Below are 23,981 nucleotides of genomic sequence, written 5' to 3'. Positions count from 1 at the left end.
GCCCATCGATAGGTGCTTTTTAATAACCGATTATAAATGATATATGCAGCTTACACAATATGTGATTGTAAAGAAGAGGCATTTGGAAAAAAATATCGGCTGTCATGAAGCCCCGAGACGTTTTGCCAGCTCGCCGAGATCCTGGCCCTTGAGCGCACCTTCCACAAGCATGGGCAGCAGGGCCGGAGTACAGGCGAAGCATGGTGTGCCGTCACGCGACAGCTGTCGGGCCAGACGCTCGTCATAGGAGGGTTTGCCTTCATCCGACAGCGCCAGCAGCGTCATCGTGCGGACGCCTGATTCACGCAGCTCGCGCATCCGCCGGACCAGCCCGGCCTGATTGCCATTCTCATAGAGATCCGAGACGATAATGAACAGCGTCTTCTTCGGTTCTTCAATGAACTGCTCGCAGTATTTCACCGATTTGTGGATATCTGTCCCGCCGCCAAGCTGGATCCCGAAAAGCATATCCACCGGGTCATTGGCGCACTGTTCAGTCAAATCTACTACTTCGGTATCAAAGACTACCACACGGGTGTTCAGCGCCGGAATGCTGGCGAAGATGGAACCGATGACCGAAGCCCAGATAATCGAGCTGGCCATCGAACCGCTCTGGTCAATATCGACAATAACCGTCCATTCCTTGCTGCGGCGCGCCCGGTCAAAATAATAAAACCGCTCAGGAATAATAATCCGCCGCTCCCGGTCATAATGCTTAAGATTCCGCTGGATGGTCAGCTTCCAGTCCAGCCCGCTGAGCGAGGGCAGCGGAGAATGCTGACGCTTGTTCAGCGCTCCGGTAACAGCGCGGCGGATATCGGTCTCCAGCAGCTTGACCAGGTCATCCACCAGCGCCTTGACCAGCATTCTTGCGGTGTCTTTGGTCTTCTCCGGGATTTTGCCCTTCAGTGACAAAAGTGTGCCTACCAGCTGGATATCCGGCTTCGCCGCCGCCAGCAGCTCCGGCTCGAACAGCAGCTGCTTCCAGCCCCGGCGTTCCATGGCATCGCTCTGGATGATGGATACCACATCCTCCGGGAAATAGCTGCGCACATCGCCAAGCCATTTGGAAAGATTCAGCGCGGCATGGCCGGTCCCTGCCCCTTTGCCCCTGCCGGCGGGAGAATTGCCGGAGCTGCTTCCCCCGCCCGTCTCATCATAGATGGCGGCAAGTGCTGAATCCATGATCATTTCCTCTTCTGTCAGATGGAGCTGGCCGCCTTCGCTATAGCCTGCAAGCGAAGCTTCGGCTTCCTGGCCCAGAATCAGCCGCCAACGGGTCACTGTGCTCTCTTGCTTGTTGTCGTTTAGCATCTACAAATCCCCGAAGTCAAAATCATTCAAATCGTCCAGCATCTTGGCTTCCTCCTCCTTCAGTTCTCCGGTAAGGATCTCTGCCGCCTGCTCCGTATCCACACCCCACAGCTCACCGAGCAGCTCGGAGATCATCGTTTTCTCCCTTGGAGAGAACGTACCGAACGCCCTGCGCAGAAATACGAGCGCCCGCTTGAATTCCTCCTCTTCCAGCGCATTGATATACTCATTAAGCTGTTCCCAGAGGCTCATTCTGGACAGCAGTCCATAGCGGTTGCGCATTGACAATCCTTCGAACCAGCCTGCCCCAAGGTCGGCCGGGATGCCGGGAGACAGGCGCCGGGAGACTTCAGAAGCAACCGCGTCAGCAGAGATGGCTCCACGCTCCATCAGAATGGCACAGGCGAAGCCGGACAGCCGCGGGTTGCGGTCATCCCGCTCTGACAGATGCAGCAGTTCCTGCAGCCACAGCGCTTCGTCCACCGTTTCGCTGTGGTCCAGCGAAATGGCATTCAGCTCATTCATCGCTACAATCATCTGGCCGGCGGCTTCGTCATTGCAGCCGCTGGCATCAAGCAGGAACAGGCAGCCGCGCCGGAACAGCTCTTCCAGCAGCGGGATAAGCGGCACGGTGTCCACCTTGCGGATGTCACCGAAGCCGATGATGGTTGCCAGCTCACGGGCAGCCGCGGCAATGCCGGCTACATCGCGGCTGTCGGCAGCCAGCCCCTGCAGCACCCGGCTGGCCTCCTCCATCTGTGCCGTCATTCCGCACTCGCAGGCAATCCGGATGAGCAGCGAGGCCTCAGCGATGGAACGGCAGGCCTGCAGCTTCTCACGCAGCATATATGCAGCCGCTACTTCAATCGTCTCCCCTAGCAGGGTCGATTCGACGACCTGGATTTCCACCTCCGGCGACCACTGGATGATCCAGTATTCCGCCCAGGTCGCCGCGTCCTGTCCGCTGGGCCTGTTCTTGGCAAAAGTAATGCCCAGCAGCTTCAGCCTGTGGAACAATATCGACCGGTGCAGATCCAGATAGGCGGCTTCCTCGCTGGACACTCTGCGGTTCTCGCGAAGATCGAGCGGCAGCTCGCTGGCTACGGTCGATTTATACTTCTCCAGCTTATACCGCTTGAGCAGCCGGTTCAGATCATCCTGTATGGGTGTCTGGCTAACGCCATCGGCCAGATGGCCGATGGCCGTCCCCACATCCACCCGCACCAGGGCGTCGGCGATCACGGACAAATCGCCGTGGCCCAGCAGCGTCTGCGCGGCATCCCGCAAATCGCGCAGGGTAGGCGCGCTTCCACCATGCAGTGCAGCCAGCGACTCCGCCAGCCGCACCGCCTCGATCACCTCGGCGGTAGAGCGGTTTGTCCCGCTGCTGCGCAGATAGCCCGCCACTGTAGACAGATAGAGATGTGCCAGCTCCTCCGGCCGTCCGGCCGCCATCGTCTCCCACATCATCTCAAAGTAGTGCGGGGCTCCATTCCCCGCCCCATAACCTGACATGGTAGAGAGCTTGTAGTAGGAATACGGCATCAGCGTCAGCTTGGTACTGCGCGAGGGCAGACCCGCCAGCTCCTTGTCAGCCAGGACATCCGACAGATCGGCAAGCGCTGAAGCATGGTACGCGCCACAGATAACCACGATCTTGTCCGGTGCGTGTCCGGCAGCGATCGTCTCCCGGATCTGCCGCCGCATATATGCTTCGCGCAGGGCGTTATACGCATGTTCCTTCGGCTGCTCCAGCTGCTCTCTGCTCTCGGAGAGCAAGCGCATTTCGGAGGAGAACGAAAGGATTGCCGCACGGTATGCTCCGGCATTTGCGTTATGCTCGTAATTGCGTTCCCAATACATATCATAGTCATGCTCACCGGCAAGCCGGGCAATCCGGCTGTACACCGATTCCTGCTGCTCTGCCTCTTCTGTGGACGGCTCGCCCGTCTCCTCCGCTTCCGGTTTTACTTCCCCCTTGCTGAAGGTGCCTTCCCGCCGCATAACATCCTGCAGGCTTAAAATGACTGAGGAGGGAAGATCTATAAACGCCGCCTCTGCCCCATTGTCCCTGGCCCATTTCATACCCTGGTATTCCGGTGAATACACCGCCAGCGGCCACAGGGCTGTACGTACCGGCAAATCCTCCGTAAAAGCCAATATAGCCACCGGGGGTTTCGTGGAGCGATGCGTCAAATGGCGGATTTCATCCGTGGCATCGCTTGGGCCTTCGATCAGCACCGCCGTCGGCTGAAGCTCATTCAGGTATTCCAGCAGATGCTTCGCGCCGCCCGGAGACAGGTGCCGCACTCCGAAAATATGTACCCCGGCTTCAGCAGTCGCTTTCACTCGTTCATCTCCTTACAGGCCTGGTAGAGACCGCGCCATTCCGCTCCTTTTTTCTTCATCACATTGTCCAGGTATTCCTTCCATACGAGTTTATCCTTGTCATCATCCTTGACAACCGCACCTTGAAGCCCGGCGGCAAGGTCACGATCCGTCAGCTCGCCGTCCCCGAAGCTGGCCGCAAGCGCCATGCTGTTCGTCAGCAGCGAGATGGCCTCGGCGGTGGAGATAACCCCTGCAGGAGTTTTCACTTTCTCCTTCTTGTCCAGCGTCATGCCGCTCCGCAGCTCGCGGAAGATGGTCACAACCTTAAGCAGCGCCTCATCCGCCGGAACGGATGCCCCCAGATTATAGGACGATGCAATCTCTGCCACCCGCTTCTTGACGATCGACAGCTCGGTTTCAATATCATTCGGCGCAGGCAGCACAATAATATTGAAGCGCCGCTTCAGCGCAGCCGACATTTCATTGACTCCGCGGTCTCTGGTATTGGCGGTGGCGATGATTGAGAAGCCCTTGCGCGCCCCCGCCTCCTTCCCAAGCTCCGGCACAGAGATGGTCTTCTCGGAAAGAATGGAGATCAGCGCATCCTGTACCTCGGAGGCGCAACGCGAAATCTCTTCAAACCGGGCAATTCCGCCATCCTCCATGGCCCGCATAATGGGGCTTTTGACCAGCGCCTCGGGAGTCGGCCCGTTCGCCAGCAGCATGGCGTAATTCCAGGAATAGCGCACATGCTCCTCACTGGTGCCCGCAGTTCCCTGGACGACCAGCCCCGAGTTGCCGTAAATTGCCGCTGCCAGATTCTCCGACAGCCAGGATTTGGCCGTTCCCGGCTCACCGATCAGCAGCAGCGCCCGGTCCGTAACCAGCGTGGCAACTGCCATTTCGATCAGGCGCGTGTTGCCGATGTATTTGGGTGTAATCACCTTTTTACCAGCCTTGCCGCCTGCGATAAAAGTCAGCACCGCGCGCGGCGACATCTGCCATCCAGCCGGGATATTGCCTGTATCCTCCTTGCGCAGCGCCTCCAGCTCTTCCCGGTACAATACCTCTGCCGGCAGCCGCATATAATCCTTAAGCTGTTCTTGTTCCGTTGACATGGACACCTCTCCTTTGAACAGATCGCTCTTCATTAATTTATGCCTGGCCCTTAAGATAATGGATCACATATTCCAGCTGAGCCCGGCTTTCGTAATATCTTTGATTAGGAACAAGTGCTTCCAGCCGGCTGTGGTAGCTTGCCGGAAACTTGAGCATATGCTGGAACAGAAAATAATCAAATCTGTAGGGAAGATAGCTCTTTCCATTCTCCAGCACGGATATCAGCAGTTCATGCAGTTCAGGGTCCGGCATTCCCGACCGTGCAAGGCCCGTAAACAGGTTCGGAAGAACGTCATGATTCCGCAGATTCCGCTGCAAGTCCTTCTGCTCACTCAGCTTGTTCAGCAGATAGCTGCGGGCTTCCGCGTGTTTCGGGCGGGCAAAGGCGCAAACCAGCTCCGGCACATCCCTGTGAATGAACAAATCCAGCCAGCGCGGGTCCCAGGCTGCTGCAATTTTATCAGGAGCAAGCATAGCCGTCTCACGATACTGCCGGTCCCTCTGCGGATCCCAGGCTGCGTCATACCATATCTCCTCCGCATGCATAACCTGCTCTTTGATCGTATCCATAAGCAGTTTATTACGCTGCGCGGAATCCTTGGTGACGACAGCTTTGAGCTTGTTCATCAGCGTACCGCCAAATTGCTTGTACAGCTCCTCCGCAGACATCAGCTGCTGTGCAGCCCTGAATAAGTAAGGGAAATAACGGGTGTCGAGTTTTTCCAGCTGCCGGAGCTCCTCAAAGGCCGCTTCCGTGGCCGCGTTCTGTTTGTACCGCGCAGCTTCATTAATAACAATTGTGAAGCCCAGGGATGCAAAACGTCCATGATCCTGGATCACATAGCTGTAAAGTTCATCCAGCTGCGGATTCTGCTGCCCGAAGAGCACTGTCGTAAACGGCCGGATACTGTTCCACACTTGCTCCGTCTTTTTCTTGTCTTCATTCTTCTGCGGAGCTTCACGCAGCTCCTGCAAATATAGAGCGGACAGCCTCTCCATAAGCGGTGTTGAAGAACTATAGGCCAGAGCATCTGCCACCAGCTCCCGGTCCTTCTTCCCTGCAAAAGCTTCATACAGCCGGTCTTCGCCCTGTGATGATCCGCTTGTCACCAGCGCTTTATACGCCGCCTCGCGAATGACTTTTTTCTTGTCTTTGCTCCACTCCAGCAGGAACGGAAGGTACGCGTCATGGCCCCCAAGGCATTCGATCGCTGCTGCCCGGATATCGTCGCTGCCGTCTTCGGCAGCCTTATAGATCTCTTCGGCCACTTCCGTTCCGCCTGCCTTGGCGATTGCCTTCAGCTTGCGGACTTCGCTTTTGCCGCCCGCCAGATTGAGTGTTTCGATCAAGTAACCGGTGATGGGTGGACCATAGGACGGAAGAATGGTGGTCATGGCATACTCGGCGATCTCCGAGTAAGGATCATTCAAAGCTGCAATGGCCAGCGGAAGCAGGCGCAGATCCCGGAACATGCCATCCTTAAAAGCTTCAATCACAATCTCATACCTGCCGCTGCCTGTTGTAGTCAAGGCCTGCCGCACTGCGGCCAGCTTCCGGTACGGGAGCTGGGTATCCAGAGTGAAATTCCGGCTGCGAAGCTCACCGGGAGCTTCGTCAGGTGTGCTGACCCCTTGGGTATACAGCACCGATTCCAATAGCAGCGTCAGCTCCTGCAGCCGCACTGCGGCAGGTACTTCGTCACCTGCACCCGGTTCCACTAGAGAGGTAATGCCTTCTCCGAGCCGTTTGAAGACTGCCGCCCGCTCTCCGAGCTGCTGAAACTGCGGAAGCAGCCGTTTCAGGCGGAAATCCCCGGCAGCCAGTTCACTGCCGGCAATATATATTCTTCGGACTTCTTGATGAAGCTCTTGCAATAATGCTGTACTCATGGGCTGTCCCCCTATAGGAAATATAAGAACGTATACGTATGGGCAGGTATGCTAGTACAGAAGCCGGGTGATGGTCCCGCCCTGGATGATTGTCAAAGGCTGGGCAGTCAGCCGTCCCTGATCCAGAAGATGCTCGAACATTACCAGCACACAGCAATCCTTCATCGCAGAGGCAGGCAGGAACGGCAGCAGCTCAAGCGTACCCTGGGGCAGTGAAGGAATGTCGTCCAGCACCATTTGGACTCCGGCATCATCAGTGATCACATACTGGCCGCTGGCTGTCACTCCCAGATGGGCCGCATGCAGCAGCATGACAGGCGTCTTATCGCTTAGCGGATTTTTCAACTGATTTTTGACCTTCTTGAGCGCTTCTGTATATGAACGGCTTGCGTTTGCCGTAACCCGATCCAGGTCTTTATCTTCTACAGCCCTGGATGTCATCGCTTCATACCGCACCCGGACATTCATATCACCGGGGTAGGTGTACAGCAGCGGGATCTGTACCAGCTCAAAGAAGCTGTCCTCCTCCCGCATCAGCTTCGCTGCCTTGTATGGACGATAGTTGAGAGTCCGGTGGATTTCGCCGCTTGCCGTCTCCAGCCAGTAGCCAAGATCCACGAACTCCTGACGGGCCGGATCATCGTAGCTGTAGAATGCCAGCTGCAGAAGTTCAACAGATTCTTTGACCAGCCCATGCTCTTTCAGCTCAGACAGCTGCCAGGCATGCCCCAGCCATTCGTCGATGGTGGACTCATGATCGAGGGCAAGCTCGGGATCCCCGGCTCTTGTGGTCAAATAGACCCGGGCTTTCTTGATAAAAGCATGAAGCCGTGTCAGCTGCTCCATGGCATATGTATAGCTCTCTTCCCGGTCCTCTCCTTTGCCCAGAAGCAAGGCGAACCGGCGCAGCTGTGTCTGCGCTCCCGATAAATAGTAGTTGCCCAGCTGTTTTACATGCTCTTGAACGGTTTTGAGCGTTTTGCTGTCGATGGTAGACAATCCGCCGCGGATCAGAGACAGCACCAGCTTTTCCAGAAGGTCAAGACCTTCGAGCTGTGCGTTTATTTTTTTCTTCAGGGCAGATTTGTTGACCTTCTTAGGTTTGCTCTCCGTGCCTTCGGCAGCTTGCTTGGCTTTGTTTTCTTCCCGTTTCTCCGCCTTTTCGCGTTTGGAGGAAATATCCTCCGGCACAGGCGCAGGCGTGAAAGCCTGCCCTTCCACGTAGGCATAGAGCAGGCCTAATGCGTGCTTGCAGGGAAATTGCCGGCTGGGGCAGGTGCAGCGGAACACTGGATTATCCGGTGAAATAAAATCTACGGAGCACTCGTAAGGGGTCTTCCCGCTCCCGGCGCATTGGCCAAAGAGCAGTTCTCCATTCTCAGAGGTGTGCAGCTGTACGAAGCTCTTCTTGCGCACCAGGCCCTGGCCATTCTTGATGGCAGCCGCATTGGGTGCGAGCGAATCTACATAGGATGTTGTAAGTTCAGGCAAATTAGGTTTCCTCCCGACTATATTAGGTGGCAGCACAGCTAAAATAAAAGTATAGAAAGCGCACATGCCTCTCATTGCCCGAATCCAGGGATAAGATCACATGTTTGCATTTATCTTAGCAAAAATGCTCGCTGGTTCCAATCCGGCGGATGCCCGGGTGGGAAAAACAGGAATAAAGTCTTGTAAAGGGGATAGGATTGACACTCTTGCTTTAGCCCTACTTTGTAGCCCGTGCTCTCAAATCAACGACAAAAAGAGGCTCCCGCAGAGCCTCTTCTTGTCCTTGACATACACATTTCTATTTAAACCAGCCCTTTTCCTTAAAGCGGGTGATCGCCTCTATCCGGTTGCCGACATCCAGCTTGTCAAGAATGACCGAAATATAGTTGCGCACGGTTCCGGTTGTGATATACAGCTGGCTGGCGATCTCCTTCGTATTTTTGCCGTCGGCGATCAGCCCCAGCACTTCCTTCTCCCGCTGTGTCAGGGGATTGGCTTCACTGCTGTAAGCCTCATCCATCAGCTCGGGCGCATAGAGCCGTTTGCCGGCCATCACACTGCGGATCGAGAGCGCAAGCTCCTCGCTCGGACTGTCTTTCAGCAGATAAGCATCGACTCCCGCCTTAACCGCACGTTCAAAATACCCCGCCCGGGCAAAGGTGGTCAGAATCATGATTTTACAGTCTGAATCCTTCAGGGCTTCAGCAGCTTCGAGGCCGCTCATGGCCGGCATTTCAATATCCATGATGCAAATATCCGGCTGGTGCAGCTGCACCAGCTTGACGGCCTCCTCCCCGTTCCCCGCCCGGCCCACAACCTTCATGTCATCCTCCAAATCGAGCAGGGAGGCGAGCGCCCCCAGCAGCATGCGCTGATCCTCAGCGATTACAATTTTAATCATAGCCCCTTTACCTCCTCCAGTTCCGGCTGCTTAAAAACATTTGGCACTTTAATGATGAGCATTGTACCCTGATCCTGCAACACTTCCATACTGCCGTTTACGAATTCAAGCCGTTCCCGCATTCCCTGCAGCCCGTGCCCCTTGTCATACAGGTTGATTCCCTCCATCCCGGTTCCGTTATCTTTGACCTTGATCAGCAGATCCGTCCGCGAAGGTTCAATCAGCACCTGGCAGAGTGTCGCTCCGCTGTGCTTCACTACATTGGTAACGGCCTCCTTCAGGCACATGCTCAGCACGTTCTCTGTGATTAACGAGGTATTGGCAAGCCTCGCGCTGCCCTCCAGCCGGAACTCAATCTCTGCCGCCTGCAGTAATTGCCGGATCCGGATCAGCTCATCCTCCAGACGGATTCCGCGCATCTGCGTAACCATTTCCCTGACTTCTTTGAGCGCACTTCTGGCGGTCTGCCGGACATCGTTAATTTCAATCACAGCCTGCGCCGGATTTTTGTGGATCAATTTGCCGGCCAGATCGCTTTTGAGGCCAATGAGCGACAGCTTCTGTCCCAGCGTATCATGCAGATCCCGGGCAATCCGCTGCCGCTCCTCCATAATGACCAGCTCGGAGATCCGTTTGTTGGCATCCTCCAGCTGCCCCTGCAGCTTGTCCTGGTTATTGCGGTTGTAGGTTGTCGCGGGCAGCAGCACTACAGCGATCATGCTCACCAGCACGAACGGAAGCTGCGAAATGAAGACCCGGTTACCTGTAATCATCTCATAATTGATCGCAGCAATGGTCGTCAGCAGGTGAATTGAATACAGTGTAAAAAAACCTGCTCTTTTCTGAATATTCCCGATAAAAAAAGCAATAAATAACGCAAAATACATGTACCCGAACAGCAGCGTCATGGTTATCGAGACAAGAATCTGTACACTGGTCCAGAAGTAAACCACCCAGCCTTTGGATTTGAACGAGAGGACATAACAGGTAAAAAACACAGCAACCATCACGATTCCATATACCCACTGGTTTTGGTTCACCGAGGCGGAACGGAAGATGAAATAAAACGGCAATATGTAAAAAACAACCCATACATAAGGGCTGAGACCCGTACTTTTGTGAAAAATATGATGCCACTTTTGCATGTCAGCCATCCTTTTTGCCAGCAAGATTGTACCCCCATTTTAGCATAAACCCTTCAAGTTCCCGCAACATACCTCAAAAAAAGAGAAAGAGCAGCGTCGGCATTGGCGTTCTCCGGCTGCTTCTTTCTCCAACAATAGATTACTTGCTCTGGAATCCGGGTTTGATCACCTTCAGGCCTTCCGCTGCCGGCTTCGGCTGCTTCATTCTGGCCTTGATTTCCTTGAAGCCGACGAACCCCTTGTTCTCTTCATCCCACAAGCGGAAATGCAGCGCCTTCAGACTGGTTCCGATAGTAATAGTCGTTGCATGCTGCAGCGGTTCAGATGCATTGTGCGCCAGCTCCAGATTATAATTCGGCACCTTCGGGCTCAAATGATGGACATGGTGGAAGCCAATGTTGCCGGTAATCCATTGCAGCAGCTTAGGGAGCTTGTAATATGAGCTTCCTTCCACTGCGGCTGAAACATAGCTCCATTCCTCTTCATGCTCGAAGTAGGAATCCTCGAACTGATGCTGCACATAGAACAGCCAGATGCCGAGAAAGCCGGACACGAATACGATCGGCAGCTGCACCAGCAGAAAAGCCTGCCAGCCCATGGCCCAGATCAGCGTACTGTAGAGTACTGCAATGGACACATTCGTCAAGTAAGTATTCATCCGTTCCTTACGTCTTGCCCCTTTGGCATTGAACCGGTATTGAATCAGGAAAACGGCGACGGGGCCGACTCCGAACATAATCAGCGGGTTGCGGTAGATGCGGTAGTACAGGCGTTTCAACGGCTTTGCGGCTATATATTCCTCTACGGTCATAATCCAGATGTCGCCGGTCCCCCGCTTGTCGAGATTGCTGCTCCCGGCATGATGGATGGAATGGCTGTGCTTCCACTGGCGGTATGGGACAAGCGTCAAGACTCCCGTAATGGTGCCGATGATATCATTGGCTTTGCGGTTTTTGAAGAATGAGCCATGGCAGCAGTCATGGAAAATAATAAAGGTGCGGATCACAAACCCCGCAGCGGGGACCGCAAACAGAAGCGTAAGCCCGTAGGATACCGGCAGGCTGAAATAAGCAGCCGTCCACAGAAGCACAAGCGGAACGAGAGTATTGAATAATTGTCTGATGCTTGCACGCTGGTTTGTTTTTTCAAAGGGAGCCATGCTTTTTTTCAGGCTGGAGAGCTGGGATGTCTGGTTGGTAGTCATCTTCTTCGTTTCCTCCTCGGATGTGCCCCGTTACGGATACATTCATCTATCTTTAGTATAGAGAAGGAAGTGTCACCTTAGTAAGGCACAAACATCAATGATGCAGTATGACATATGTCATACTTACGACAGGGGTGAGGGCTGAACGGCCTGCTTATTCCTGTTCCTGAGAAGCGGCAGCAGAACCAGCGTGGCAATCAGAAACAGCACACCACTTCCGGCAAATACGCCGAACAGCGAGAAGGCTTCTTTCAGATATCCGGCGAGGGTCATGCCAATGACCATAAACCCCATAAACATCGGCCCCATAATCCCGCCTACCCGGCCCATATAGGATGTCTCGGTATTTTGCAGGATCAGCGTATTGATACCAATATGGATACAGGGGTAAAAGAATCCCGACAGCGTCTGAAGTGTGAGCGTCAGCGCCGTATCATGTGACCATCCGACCCCGATGGTCCCGGCAGTACTGGCAAGCAGCCCTGCGGCCAGCAGCACTTGCGGCTTCACCTTCCGGCCTATCCCCATGATCAAAGCACCGCCAAGCAGCATCGCCGCTCCGTTCGCCATCATCACCCATTGCAGAAAACTTCTGTCTTTCCCCAAATTCTCAATAATGACGAAAATTCCAAGCGGCTGAATCAATCCGGCCGCCAGGCCCGCGAATGCAAATGCAGCGCCGAGATTCTTCAGAACTTTGCTTGTGCGCACATAACTCAAACCAGCTTTCACATCTGCATAGATCCCTGTCCGGCTATGCCCGGCTGTCCTTACATTGTCCTTAGGCAGCAGGCTGAGAATAAGCGCCGAACCGGCAAACATTCCAGCCATAATGATCAGTGAAACCTCAATTCCGTAATGCTGATAGATGAACGCACCCAGCACCGGCCCAATAACCATAAAAAATGCTGTAAGTGACTGGAACATCGCCATCACACTTTGCAGCTGTGCTTCCGGCACATGCTGCTTGAACAGCTTCATGGCCGAAGGCTGGGAAAATTGCGACAGCACCGCAGATACGAAGGTGGCCAGCAGCAGTGCTTTCCAAGAACCGCCCATAACGACCAGCAGCACAATCAGTACAGACAACGCTGAGAGCGCGTCACTTAGAATCATCGTTTTTTTCGGACGCCAGCGGTCAGCGAAGGTTCCCCCGACAATGGCGAACAGAAATATTGGCGCAAATTCCACGACCGAAATCAGCGATACATAAAAAGGGTCGTTATTTGTTATTTCCGTTACATACAGCAGAATGGCAAAGTTGCGTACCCACACTCCCAGCTGCAGCAAAACCCTGGACATAACAACCGTCCGTACATACTTGTTCCTAAACACTTTAATCCCTCCAAAAAATAAACAATTTGTCATTACGTTTATTAATATATAGACTTTTTATAATTATGTCTATATATAATTAGATGAATGTCGAAATTGTTTGTTTTTTGAACGCCAAAAAATCCTCTATCCCAAGTTCACCCGGCCCAGAGGCCCAGCGCCCAGAATAAAGGATTATTGTGATCAACTCTTGTTGGCAAATTCAATTCACCAGCTTCATGCAGATGCCGAGAACCACTGCTTGTGTCCGGTCCCTCCGCATCAAACTTTTGCAAAATGCTGTGCACACGGGTTTTGACAGTTCCTGCTGAAACGTTATGACTATAATGATTACCATTGCTTTTGTAATCTTTTTATTGCCCGCCAGATCAGCAAAAATCAGATCACGCGGGCTGGATTTTTAATTCTGCCCCTCATATTGGCTAAACAGGCTATTCAAAAAGGCCCTGATTCCTTGACTCCGGCAGACAAACCGAATTACCGGCAACCGCGGTGTTACCGGCCGGAATCGGATTATGGCAGGCATCCTAGACCGAAGGATTTACCGAAGGCCGTACAGTCTATTCCCAGGTTAGCCCCCACGCCGTGCAGTATTTGCTGGCTTGGGTGATTCCGGTGTTTGGCCGTTTCCTGATCCGGTGTGTATTCCACGACGGACTCCCTGGCTCCATGTCCCAGGAATGGCTGATCTGGACAGGACTTGCTCTCACTTGGATTACCCGGAGTACAGTTCTTTACCTGCGTTACCCGGTGATTTCTGATACCTTGCAGCAAAATCGGGCACACAGATAAGCTTGGGGCAAACTGCCCCGCCAGAATTCAACAACGGCATTTCTGCTGTTGTTTCCAGCCTCATCGCCTCTTGCTGGCTCAACAACGGCATTTCTGTCGTTGTTTCCAGCCACATCGCCTCTTGCTGGCTCAACAACGGCATTTCTGACGTTGTTTCCAGCCTCATCGGTTCATGCTGGCTCAACAACGGCATTTCTGCTGTTGTTTCCAGCCTCATCGGTTCATGCTGACTCAACAACGGTATTTCTGCTGTTGTTTCCAGCCTCATCGCCTCTTGCTGGCTCAACAACGGTATTTCTGCCGTTGTTTCCAGCCACATCGCCTCTTGCTGGCTCAACAACGGTATTTCTGCCGTTGTTTCACGCCACATCGCCTCTTGCTGGCTCAACAACGGCATTTCTGCCGTTGTTTCCAGCCTCATCGCCTCTTGCTAGCTCAACAACGGCATTTCTGCCGTTGTTTCCAGCCTCATCGGTTCATGCTGGCTCAACAACGGCATTTCTGCCGTTGTTTCACGCCACATCGCCTCTTGCTGGCTCAACAACGGCATTTCTGTCGTTGTTTGAACAAAACGGCTGCGCCGTCCTTCACCCGACAACGTAGCCGTTAGAGGCTGGGGTTGCCATAGGAGCTTGCCGTTCCCGCTTGCTCTGTCCCCCTTGTAGCTCCCTTTCAACTCCCTTGTTGTTCCCTCACACTTTCCTCGCTCTTCCCTCGCACTTTACTCACACTTCCCTCGCTCTTCCCTTGCACTTTCCTCGCACTTCCATTGCACTTTCCTCACACTTTCCTCGCTCTTCCCTCGCACTTTACTCACACTTCCCTCGCTCTTCCCTCGCACTTTCCTCACACTTCCCTCGCTCTTCCCTCGCACTTTCCTTGCACTTTCCATGCACTTCCATCCCCCGTAGACCAGACAGCAAGCCCAAGTGTTAAAGCAGTCTTTTTGTAGAAATTCAATTCGCCTGCCGGGAGTTTTCCTCACGGTATTCTGTCGGTGTTTTGCCGGTCGCTTTTTTGAACACCTGTGTAAAATAACGCGGGTCCTGGTAGCCGACTAGCGGCGCAACCTGATAGACCTTGACATTGCTGTTCTGCAAAATATATTTGGCCTTTTCCATTCGGCAGTGTGTAGCGAACTCCAGGAAGGTATAGCCGGAAATTTGCTTGAACAGCGTACAGAAATGGCTGATGCTCAGATCCGCTACCTCCGCTACCTCTTCAATGCTGAGATCCTTGTGGTAGTTGGCCTCTATATACCTCATTGATTTTTCGACCACGCTCCGGCCATCCTCACGGGTGGCTGACTTATTGCTCTCCAGCATCCACTCGCGGAATTCCATCTTCAGTGCCGCGATCATCGCAGAAAGTGTCCCCAGACCATGCAGCCTGCTGAGCAGACCCTCCAGCGACCAGTCTGTGTGCATATTGAGGTGCTCAAATTGTCTGTACAGCACGACAATCATCTCAATGATGAGCCGTTCGGCCAGCTCCTGCGGGAGCCCCTGGGCTTCAATGAAGGCGGACATTTCATCGAATAAGGACAGCATCCGTTCCAGATCCACCGTCCGTATACTCTCGATCAGGGCAAGCTCCAGCTCCTTCGGATACTTTACTTCCCGGCTGCCGCCAGCCGCCGTCTCCTCATCGAGAAACACTCCCGCCTGACCTGAATAAAACCGCTGGTACAGCGCTTTGCAGGCGAGCGGGTACACCGTGCTTAACTGATCAATGCCCTGAGTGATGCGGCTGATGCCTACCGAGCACTCCAGTTTGGAATATCTTTTGATCCCGGCAGTCAACTGCTCGCCCAGTTCTGTGCGGACGCTGCTGAGGCTTCCGGGAAAGAGCAGAATCCACTCCCCGTTATAGAACGGGAACACCGACAGCACCCCGTTCTCCAGCGACCATTCCTCCAGAATGTTCCTTACTGCGAACAGCCAGAGCCGCTTCTCCTCCACGCTCCACTGTGCCGTCAGGGAAGCATACTGATCCAGCCGGACCACGGCCATGAAATACTCGCCCTCCAGCTCGCTGTTCTCCAGCCACTTCAGATGCTGAAGCGGACGCGGATTGCCGAGTGTGAACTCGGCATACATCCGCTCGCGGGCCAGCATGGACAAAGTCTGCACCGAGAGCATTAGCTGCTCATTCTCCTTCTGGCGTTTGAGCCTAGCTATGGCCCGGGTCAGCATTTCCGTCAATTCGTCATGGTCGATCGGCTTCAGCAAATAGTCAAATGCCCCCTGCCGCAGCGCTTCCCGCGCATACTCAAACTCCCCGTAGCCGCTGATGAAGATAAAAATCAGCTTGCTGCTGCGCGGCAGCACCTCTTTCATCAGTGCGATGCCGTCGATGACCGGCATGCGGATATCGCTGATGATAATCTGCGGCGCCGTCTCTTCGATTAACTGCAGTGCCGCTTCTCCATTCCGCGCTTCCCCCACAATGGCAAGGCCCAGCTCCTCCCAAGGGATGGCCACCTTCAAGCTTCGCAGAATAATCGGCTCATCATCCACCAGCAGCACTTTGTATTTCTCCTGTGTTGCACCCATTTTAAGACCCCCCAGGCTTATTGAATGGCCGAGCTCCGAATTAATTTCCAATACTGCCTCGATGCAGCCTGCAGCTCTTTCAGCGCCTCATCCCCCTGCAAGCCGCCATCCATCATTTCTTCAATGACACTCAGAAACGTTTTCTTAACCTCCGGCGACAGAAGATTGTCATAGGGCACGAAGCTCTGCGGATTGTCTTCCATCAGCTCCATCACCTGGGCAAATACCGGCCCTGTTTTGTTCGGGTCAAAGGTAATGCGCATGGACGGAATCCTCAACCCTTCATATACAATCCGCGTCTGAATCTCCTGGGTATACAGTGCCTTCATCAGCTCCAGCGCCGCCTCCCGTTTCGCACCTGCCAGACTGGAGGACAGCCCGACCCCTATCGTATATCCGCCTGCAATGGAGGCTTTCTCACCGCGGTCCTGTGCGGGAAACGGAATGACCCCCACCTCGTTCTGAAAATCCGCCGGCGCGTTCTCCCCGGAGAACAGATTAATATCCCAGTTGCCGTTCAAATACATAGCGGCTTTGCCGCTTGTGAACAAGCGGACTGCATTTTCTGTTGAGGTATCATTGGAGTCCGGGCTGAACGCATTCTCGCTGATCCATTGATCGAAATGCCGGAAAGCCTGCTTATAATAGCTGTTCCCGAAGCTGGCTCCATCTTTGCCGGTAACCAGCTTCTGGATCAGGTCCGGCCCGGCATACCGGTCCATTAAATAATGGGCAAATATCCCTGCGGGCCAGCGGTCTTCGTTGCCGAGCGCAAATGGAATGTACCCCCGCAGCTTCAGTTGAACGATCGCAGAGTCCAGTTCTGCCAGCGTCTCTGGCACTGTAATGTCCAGCTTATTGAAGATCGTCCGGTTATAATACAGCGGCTCCGCGTTGCCTTCAATCGGCAGTCCGTAGATATGATTATTGAACGTCCACAGGTGCAGATCCTTGAACTGATCCTTCAGGCGGTTCTCTTCTGCGAAATCCGTCAAATCCATTAAGCGGTTGGAGCGCACATAAGGTTCAATCTCTGCGCCTCCGAACAGGACGAACATATCCGGGGGCGTGCCGGTGACCATCTCGCTTTTCAGCTTCTGCTCGCGGTGTATCGTCTGGTCCAGCCCCTCAAAATTCACTTTTACATTAGGGTGTGTCTCCTGATACTCCTTCACAACCTCCTCAAAAATGGCCAGCAGCGGCCGGTCATGCTCCTTGATCCAGAAATGCCGAAAGGTCAGAGTGATTTTTTCCTGTGAATTATCCTCAATCGGTTCTCTGCCGCCTTGCATAATGTACAGGACCGCCCCGGACATGAGAACAATGTACAACAGAATCCAGCCCCATTTGGTCAGCCATCTTTGGGAAATCTCCTTTTTGGTCATCCCGTCCGCTCCCTTCATGGCAGAATTCTCGGAATACGGATACAAATCGTTGACCCGAAGCCGGGGGAGGAACAGACCACAATCCCGTAAGGATTGCCGAACCGGATATTCAGACGCTCATGCACATTTTTGAGCCCAACCCCGCTGTCGCTGTATTTTTTCGGATTGGTGCTTTCTTTGTTCCATAGGCTCATCAAGGTGGCAAGCTCAAAGCCTGGTCCGTTATCCTTCACGATGATGATCAGATCCTTCCCCGTCCCCTCCGCAGAGATTGTAATCACCCCATGCTCCTCCATTTGTTCAATGGCATGGTACAAAGCGTTCTCAACAATCGGCTGGACAATAAGCTTTTGGGTCATCAGATGTTTCAGCGAAGCCGGAAGCTCCAATGCATAAGAGAACTTGTCTTCAAAACGGAATTTCTGTATATCCAGATAGTGGCGCACATGCTCAAATTCCATCTGCAGCGGAATCAGCTCCTGATTCTGGCTGATGCTGATCCGCAGCAGCCTGCCGAGCGAGATGACCATTTTACTGATATCGCGGTTGCCTGCCAGCACAGCCATGGAGTTAATCGATTCCAGGGAATTATAGATAAAATGGGGGTTGATCTGCGCCATCAGCGCCTGCATTTCCGCTTCCTTTTTACGCCCCTGCTCGGTCTGGACCTGTTCGATCAGTTCGCTGATCTGGGAGCTCATCCGGTTAAAGCCGTCAATCAGCGAATCGCTTTCATCCTCGGCACGGGACGGTACGTTAATGGGTGTGAAGATGCCCTGTTTCACCCGCTTCATTCCGTTCACCGCACTATTGATGCTGCGCACCAGCCTGCGTATAAAATAATGGTCGAACAAAAAGGCGGAGATGAGCGAAACCGCACCCAGTATTAGCGCAATATTGCGGATCGACACTGACTCTGAAGAAATCAGATTCATCGGTGTAATCGCTGCCAAATACCAGTCTGCATTATGTGAAGGCAGGAAAGTAATCAGTGATTTCTCTCCCTGATAATTGTCAATGTAATAGTCCTGTTCCTGGGTATAGTTCTCCTGTAAAAAAGGAAAATCCGTCCGCTGTCCGATGTGCTCACCGGATTTGTTAAAAACGATATTCCCCTGCTTGTTTACCAGCAGAATATCCCCTTTTTTCAGTGTTGCGGCTTCCCAGAAAATCTGATCCAGCAAATCCGGCTTCACATACACCACCAGATAACCGATATCTTCCAGCGAGTAGTAATCCTTAATGGTTCTGGCCTGCACCAGCACCGGCTCGCCTGAGGATTCTGAGCCGTTCTCTCCGGGACCGGACCAGACAGGACGTCCTTCAGCGCTCTCCATCGCCCCATACCAGGTCTGCTTCCGCATATCCGCAAAAGACATGGGTGCATTGTATTGGTACAGCAGACGGTCCTTGCCATATAGGCTGAACGAGGTGATCATCGGATGGTTGATCAGCAGGTTGTTGATCTCCTGCTTGCGGTCGTAGGTCAGCACAAAATCCGGCTGTTTCAGCGACTGCTGAATCGCCGGCTGCGTGATGGCCGAATTCGTAATGGATGAAATTTCACTGAGGGCGAACTTCAGCTTACGGTCCGTTTCCAGAAGCGAAATCCAGTAGAAATTGCTGGATTTCTTCTCCATGGCGTTGGAGAAATTAATATAAGTAACACTGCCCATCACAATGACGGGGATGAACACGAGAAGAATAATAGCGAACAATATTTTGCGGCGAAGCTTCATAATTCTTTCCCTTCCTCCTGCTGCCCAATGTCCTTATTATTCTTCACGGCAATCCTTATTTCCTGTTAACTCTTGACTGCACCCGAGGTCAGTCCGGCAATGACCCAGCGGCTGAACAGCAGGAATACAACCAGCAGCGGCAGGGTTGCTGTAAAGGTTGCGGACATGATCATTCCGTAATCCAGACCGTCACGTGTAGTGAACAGCTGCTGCAAGGCAATCTGAATGGTGAAATGCTCTTTATTCTTCAGAACGACGAGCGGCCAGAAGAAATCATTCCACACCGTCATAAAATTCAGAATACCGAGCGTAGCCATCGCAGGCGTAATGACCGGAATCGCAATGTTCCAGAAGATGCGGAAGTGCCCCCCGCCGTCGATGCGTCCCGCTTCAATCAGCTCCGTATGTACGGCTGTGGAAATATACTGGCGCATCCAGAAGATCCCGAACGCGTTGACCATCGCCGGCACGATCAGTGCCTTGAAGCTGTCGATCCAGTGCAGCTTCGCCATAATAACATACGTTGGCAGCACACCTAGCTGCTGCGGCACGAACAATGTGGCAATGACGAAATAGAACAGCACGTTTTTGAATGGAAACTCGTATTTGGCGAACGCATAACCGGCCAGTGTGCAGAAGAACACGACCGAAATGGTCACCATAGCTGATACAAACAGGGAGTTGCCCAGCGCCTGGAAGAAATCTGCTTTATCCAGCACACGCTTGAAGTTGTCGATGAACTGGTCCCCGATGGTCAGCAGCGGCGGCACATGAAAAACAGCCCCTTTGTCATTGGTACCCACCACAAACATCCAGTAAAACGGGAAGATGGACACCAATGCGCCAAGTATCAGCAGAACATAGTACCAGAACTTGCCGAAGAGGCCAAGATCGTCCGGATTTTTTTTCAACATACGCAGTGTGCTCACGCTTTTTTCCCTCCTGTATCTCCGCCCATGCGGCTTGAAGCCAGCATATTAAGCAAGGAGAAAATAATCGTGACGAGGAACAGCAGAACAGCCGTAGCAGCCGCTGTACCAAAGAAACCATTGCGGAAGGCTTCGCTGTACAGATAGGTAACCATCGTAATCCCTTCCTGCCGTGTCGAGCCGGTGCCGGATTGGCCCAGGAATACATAAGGCTCGGTGAAGAGCTGCAGGGCGCCAATCGTTGACAGCAACGTAACAAAAACAATAAATGGCCGGAGAAGCGGCAATGTGATGAACGTAAGCTGCTGTCTTCTGTTCGCTCCGTCGATGCGGGCGGCTTCATACAGATCCATCGGAATACTTTGGAGACCGGAGAGGAATATAATCGCGTTATATCCGGTCCAGCGCCACATCACCATGGTGGAAATGGCGATTTTGACACCCCACCAGCCGGAGTTGAAGGCCATGCTGTCCAGGCCCAGGCCATTCAGCATCCAGTTGATCATCCCGTTATTGCCGAACAGGGTGCTGAATACCAGCGTAACGGCAACGATTGAAGTGATGTTCGGCATAAAATAGAGAATACGGAATGTTTTTTTGAATTTGGTCATGCCGGAATGCAGCAGCACTGCCAGCAGCAGCGCCAGAATAATCTGCGGCACGGTTCCCATAAGGCCCATAATGAGCGTGTTGGAGAACGAGATCCAGAAGGTGGGGTCGCTCGTCACCAGGTCATAGTTTTTCATGCCGACGAACTTCATGGGACCCAGTGCATCCCATTTGAAAAAGGACAAATAAATGGTGAAAAAAATCGGGTACAGTCCAAATATCGAGAACAGAATAAAGAAAGGAGAAATAAAGGTATACGCAGTAATGCGGCTCCGTCTTTGTTCAGTCAAAAAAGGGCGTTTGCTCTCGGCATGCGGACTCGCGAGTACGGGCTCAGCCATGTCACACCTCCAGGGAATATAACGTTTTTAAATCCGGGCTCAGAGAAGGTGCTTCCCTCCTGAGTCCGGACGAGCATGGAAAATTCAATTAAAAGACTTAGCCGCGTTCTGCCAGAGTTTTCGCCTGCTTCACAGCTTCATCCCACTCTTTGGCCGGATCGGCTTTCTTCTCCAGCACGTTTTTCAGTGCATTTTTGAAGAAAGTATCGGTCTGGTCATGCAGCGGACCGTAGTATACAGGTTTTACGCGGTTTGCCGATTTACCGAATTCAACCGCAGTCTGCTGACCGCCGAAGAAATCATCCTTGAAGTCCTTGAATGCAGGATCTTCATACAGCGCTGGAATAGAAGGCATCAGACCCTTGGTTTTGAACGATTCGAGCTGATTGTCTTTGTTCACAAGCCACTGGATGAAGTCATAAGCTTCCTTAGGATGTTTGCCTTCCTTCGGCAGGGTGATGAAGGAGCCGCCCCAGTTGCCTGCACCTTCTGGAAGCTGGGCAATTTTCCACTTGCCGGAAGAATCAGGAGCATTGCTCTTGATGTTTCCCGCCATCCATGCAGGTCCCATGATAACGGCAAAAGAACCGTCGTTCATGCCTTGGCCCCACTCAGGGGACCACAGCATGTAATTGCTGATCCAGCCTTCCTGAATGCCTTTGACTGTGAAATCATAAGCCTTCTTCACCTGCGGATTGGTGTCGCCAATGAATTTGCCGTCTGCTTTGCTGAAATAAATTTCATTTTCGGATTGATCGCGCAGCGCATTGTAGGTCAGATCGGTCAGATCGACAAAGGGCTTGCCGATTTTGTCCTTATACGCTTTGGCTACTGTGGCGAATTTGTCCCAGGTATCGATGGCGGCACCGAAGCCGTCAGGGTCATCTGGCAGTCCGGCCTCTTTAGCCAAATCTGTACGGTAGTACACAACAGTTGGACCTATATCTGTGGGGAGTCCCAGCTGGAAGCTGCCGTCCACGGACGAGGCTTGTTTCCACTTCCAATCCAGATAATTGGCTTGAATATCCTTCGCACCATAATCATTCAGGTTGTAGAATTTATCCTGGGCACTCAGAAAACGTTCCATGAAACCGATTTCAAGCTGAAAAATATCAGGTGCACCCGAACCTGCGGACAACGCTGTCGTCAGGTTGTTGTGGTGAGCGGTCTGGTCCCCGGTGTTCTGAATTTTAACCGTAACGTTCGGATGCTCTTTGGTATATTGGTTTGCCAGCTCTTCATAGTTGACATTGCCAAGCGTCCAGAAAGAGAGCTCGACCTTTTCAGCAGGATCTGCTGCCTTTTCTGCAGCCGGAGCATTTGTGCTTGCTGCCTTGTTACCTGAATTTTCTTTGGTAGTGTTGTCCTTCCCGGCGTTATTGTTTCCTCCGCATCCTGCCAGTGAACCTACAAGCAGAACGGCAGCCAGTGACAATGCCAGGTGCTTTGCTTTTCTCATTCCTCTGTACCCCTTTCAAAGGTTTCTTTTACAAGATTTAGTGTACAGCAGGGAATTTGTTTTTTTGAGGAGGCAAACTTCTGATTTATGGTGGAAATAATTATGATTTATTCTTTGTCAAAATAATTTCTCCAACAACCTTCTTCAAGACAACATTTTTATTTTACAAATATAGATTCCTATAACAACCGTCACCGCTGCAAAAAATACCATTCACTCCAAGGGCTATTTTCAGTTCACCACTTCTTTAAAACGTAATACCCCGCCATTTCTGGCGGGGTACGGTACTTCTGTTATGTTTTTTTCAACTTGACTGCTATTTTGCAGAATATTCGTCTACGCTGAACGTGAGAATTTTATCAAAGATTACGTAATCTTTTCGGCTGGTAAATGGGCCTTTGTTATTGTCATGCTTATCAATGGCATACGATGCCTTCCCTGTACCTGCTTGTTTATTCTCATACCAGGCAATGAAGGCATTCACTTCAGACATGGAAAGGTCATATTCTTTTTCACTTCCGTTTGTCAGGTAAACCGTGAGAATTGCATTTCCGGGCTGTCCCAACAGTATAGCCGATGCTTCATTTGAACTGATGCTTTCACCTGCTGTATTAACTGCAGTTACTACATAATAATATTTAACATCACTGGTAACGTTAATATCGATATAAGTAGCATTTGTTACGCTAGAAGCGATTGTTTCATATGGCCCACCCTCTGTTGTTGATCTTTTAACATTATAACTCGTTGCAGCTGTGACTTTAGTCCAACTGAGATTAATTTCCTCGATTGCTGCCGCTGCCGAAAGGTCTACTGGGGCAGATAAGTTAGTATTGATTAAATAACCTGTATCGTCAATGTCAATAGCATCCATGATAAAATTGGTACGATTGTGACCTACTGTAACAGAAACAGTATGAAATGCGAGGGGTAATCCAGTCTTTTCATAAACTAAAGCGTTCGTTAGGCTAGTGGAGCCTGCACGATATTCACTGAAAGACTCGGTTACACCATCTATGGTAATGGTGTTGTTAGAATGCCTGTCTGAATAAAGGTCAGCGATCAGCCTAAGTTTAGTTCCATAAAACGAAAATGAGACATAGTTGTTATCAGCGGCTTTGGTAGTTACTTTTACACTTCCGTTATAATAACTTGTATCTGTTTTAGTATACCAATTCCCCGTATACTTAACCCCTGCATGTGTATCATCAAACCTTTTCCAACCAGCTTCTGGGGCAGTAAGTTGATCACCTACAGCTGAAGCATATGTATTAGTTTGTACTGAAAAAAACAATACCCCGACGAAAATAACCATTATTAATTTTGATGCTATACTCTTCCATTGTTTCACAAAAACCATCTCCTTTAATATGTATGCATCAAGTCCACACTAGATAAAGGCGAACAAACAGTCTGTTTTTCGACAGAAATTTACAATACAC

General features: G+C 52.1%; 18 protein-coding genes. All 18 read right to left on the bottom strand.

Annotation, left to right across the window (positions count from 1 at the left end; translation table 11 throughout):
* Positions 1–102: 102 nt before the first annotated feature.
* Positions 103–1,314 carry a VWA domain-containing protein gene (locus PGRAT_RS13330; protein WP_042266730.1) on the bottom strand — a complete coding sequence of 404 codons (1,212 nt, stop codon included), beginning with the start codon at positions 1,312–1,314 and terminating at the stop codon, positions 103–105.
* Positions 1,315–3,663: a DUF5682 family protein gene (locus PGRAT_RS13325; protein ID WP_042266727.1), complete on the bottom strand. Its 2,349-nt coding sequence runs from the start codon at positions 3,661–3,663 to the stop codon at positions 1,315–1,317.
* A complete protein-coding gene (locus PGRAT_RS13320) occupies positions 3,660–4,763 on the bottom strand; it encodes an AAA family ATPase (RefSeq protein WP_025706935.1) in 1,104 nt (367 codons plus the stop codon). Before PGRAT_RS13320 ends, PGRAT_RS13325 begins: the two co-directional genes overlap by 4 nt.
* 37 nt (positions 4,764–4,800) lie before the next feature.
* Positions 4,801–6,654 (bottom strand): HEAT repeat domain-containing protein, encoded by a 1,854-nt coding sequence (locus tag PGRAT_RS13315; RefSeq protein ID WP_025706934.1) that lies wholly within the window; start codon positions 6,652–6,654, stop codon positions 4,801–4,803.
* Between the two features lie 51 nt (positions 6,655–6,705).
* A complete protein-coding gene (locus PGRAT_RS13310; RefSeq protein ID WP_025706933.1) occupies positions 6,706–8,145 on the bottom strand; it encodes an SWIM zinc finger family protein in 1,440 nt (479 codons plus the stop codon).
* Between the two features lie 298 nt (positions 8,146–8,443).
* On the bottom strand, positions 8,444–9,046 hold the full coding sequence (locus PGRAT_RS13305; RefSeq protein ID WP_025706932.1) for a response regulator transcription factor: 603 nt from the start codon (positions 9,044–9,046) through the stop codon (positions 8,444–8,446).
* Entirely contained in the window at positions 9,043–10,191 is a 1,149-nt protein-coding gene (locus tag PGRAT_RS13300) for a sensor histidine kinase (protein WP_025706931.1), read from the bottom strand. The genes PGRAT_RS13305 and PGRAT_RS13300 overlap by 4 nt, the downstream gene beginning before the upstream one ends.
* Before the next feature lie 139 nt (positions 10,192–10,330).
* The gene (gene desA, locus PGRAT_RS13295) at positions 10,331–11,395 is read right to left on the bottom strand and encodes a Delta(5) desaturase DesA (RefSeq protein ID WP_025706930.1); all 1,065 of its coding nucleotides are present in this window, start codon (positions 11,393–11,395) and stop codon (positions 10,331–10,333) included.
* A 123-nt stretch (positions 11,396–11,518) separates the two neighbouring features.
* Positions 11,519–12,730, bottom strand: a complete 1,212-nt coding sequence (locus tag PGRAT_RS13290; protein ID WP_025706929.1) for an MFS transporter — start codon at positions 12,728–12,730, stop codon at positions 11,519–11,521.
* A 715-nt stretch (positions 12,731–13,445) separates the two neighbouring features.
* A complete protein-coding gene (locus PGRAT_RS33875; RefSeq protein ID WP_042266724.1) occupies positions 13,446–13,943 on the bottom strand; it encodes a hypothetical protein in 498 nt (165 codons plus the stop codon).
* A 9-nt stretch (positions 13,944–13,952) separates the two neighbouring features.
* A complete protein-coding gene (locus PGRAT_RS33210; RefSeq protein WP_025706927.1) occupies positions 13,953–14,198 on the bottom strand; it encodes a hypothetical protein in 246 nt (81 codons plus the stop codon).
* A 280-nt stretch (positions 14,199–14,478) separates the two neighbouring features.
* On the bottom strand, positions 14,479–16,077 hold the full coding sequence (locus PGRAT_RS13280; protein WP_025706926.1) for a response regulator: 1,599 nt from the start codon (positions 16,075–16,077) through the stop codon (positions 14,479–14,481).
* A 17-nt stretch (positions 16,078–16,094) separates the two neighbouring features.
* Entirely contained in the window at positions 16,095–17,462 is a 1,368-nt protein-coding gene (locus PGRAT_RS13275; protein WP_025706925.1) for an ABC transporter substrate-binding protein, read from the bottom strand.
* Positions 17,463–17,476: 14 nt separating this feature from the next.
* The gene (locus PGRAT_RS13270) at positions 17,477–19,201 is read right to left on the bottom strand and encodes a cache domain-containing sensor histidine kinase (protein WP_025706924.1); all 1,725 of its coding nucleotides are present in this window, start codon (positions 19,199–19,201) and stop codon (positions 17,477–17,479) included.
* Positions 19,202–19,266: 65 nt separating this feature from the next.
* A complete protein-coding gene (locus PGRAT_RS13265) occupies positions 19,267–20,115 on the bottom strand; it encodes a carbohydrate ABC transporter permease (protein ID WP_420329532.1) in 849 nt (282 codons plus the stop codon).
* 11 nt (positions 20,116–20,126) lie between these two features.
* On the bottom strand, positions 20,127–21,080 hold the full coding sequence (locus PGRAT_RS13260) for a carbohydrate ABC transporter permease (protein WP_025706922.1): 954 nt from the start codon (positions 21,078–21,080) through the stop codon (positions 20,127–20,129).
* A 97-nt stretch (positions 21,081–21,177) separates the two neighbouring features.
* Positions 21,178–22,539, bottom strand: a complete 1,362-nt coding sequence (locus tag PGRAT_RS13255; RefSeq protein ID WP_025706921.1) for an ABC transporter substrate-binding protein — start codon at positions 22,537–22,539, stop codon at positions 21,178–21,180.
* Between the two features lie 316 nt (positions 22,540–22,855).
* The gene (locus tag PGRAT_RS13250) at positions 22,856–23,890 is read right to left on the bottom strand and encodes a fibronectin type III domain-containing protein (protein ID WP_025706920.1); all 1,035 of its coding nucleotides are present in this window, start codon (positions 23,888–23,890) and stop codon (positions 22,856–22,858) included.
* Positions 23,891–23,981: the final 91 nt, after the last annotated feature.

Source organism: Paenibacillus graminis (assembly GCF_000758705.1).
GTDB lineage: Bacteria > Bacillota > Bacilli > Paenibacillales > Paenibacillaceae > Paenibacillus_AQ > Paenibacillus_AQ graminis.
This window is presented reverse-complemented; position numbering and strand designations above follow the sequence as displayed.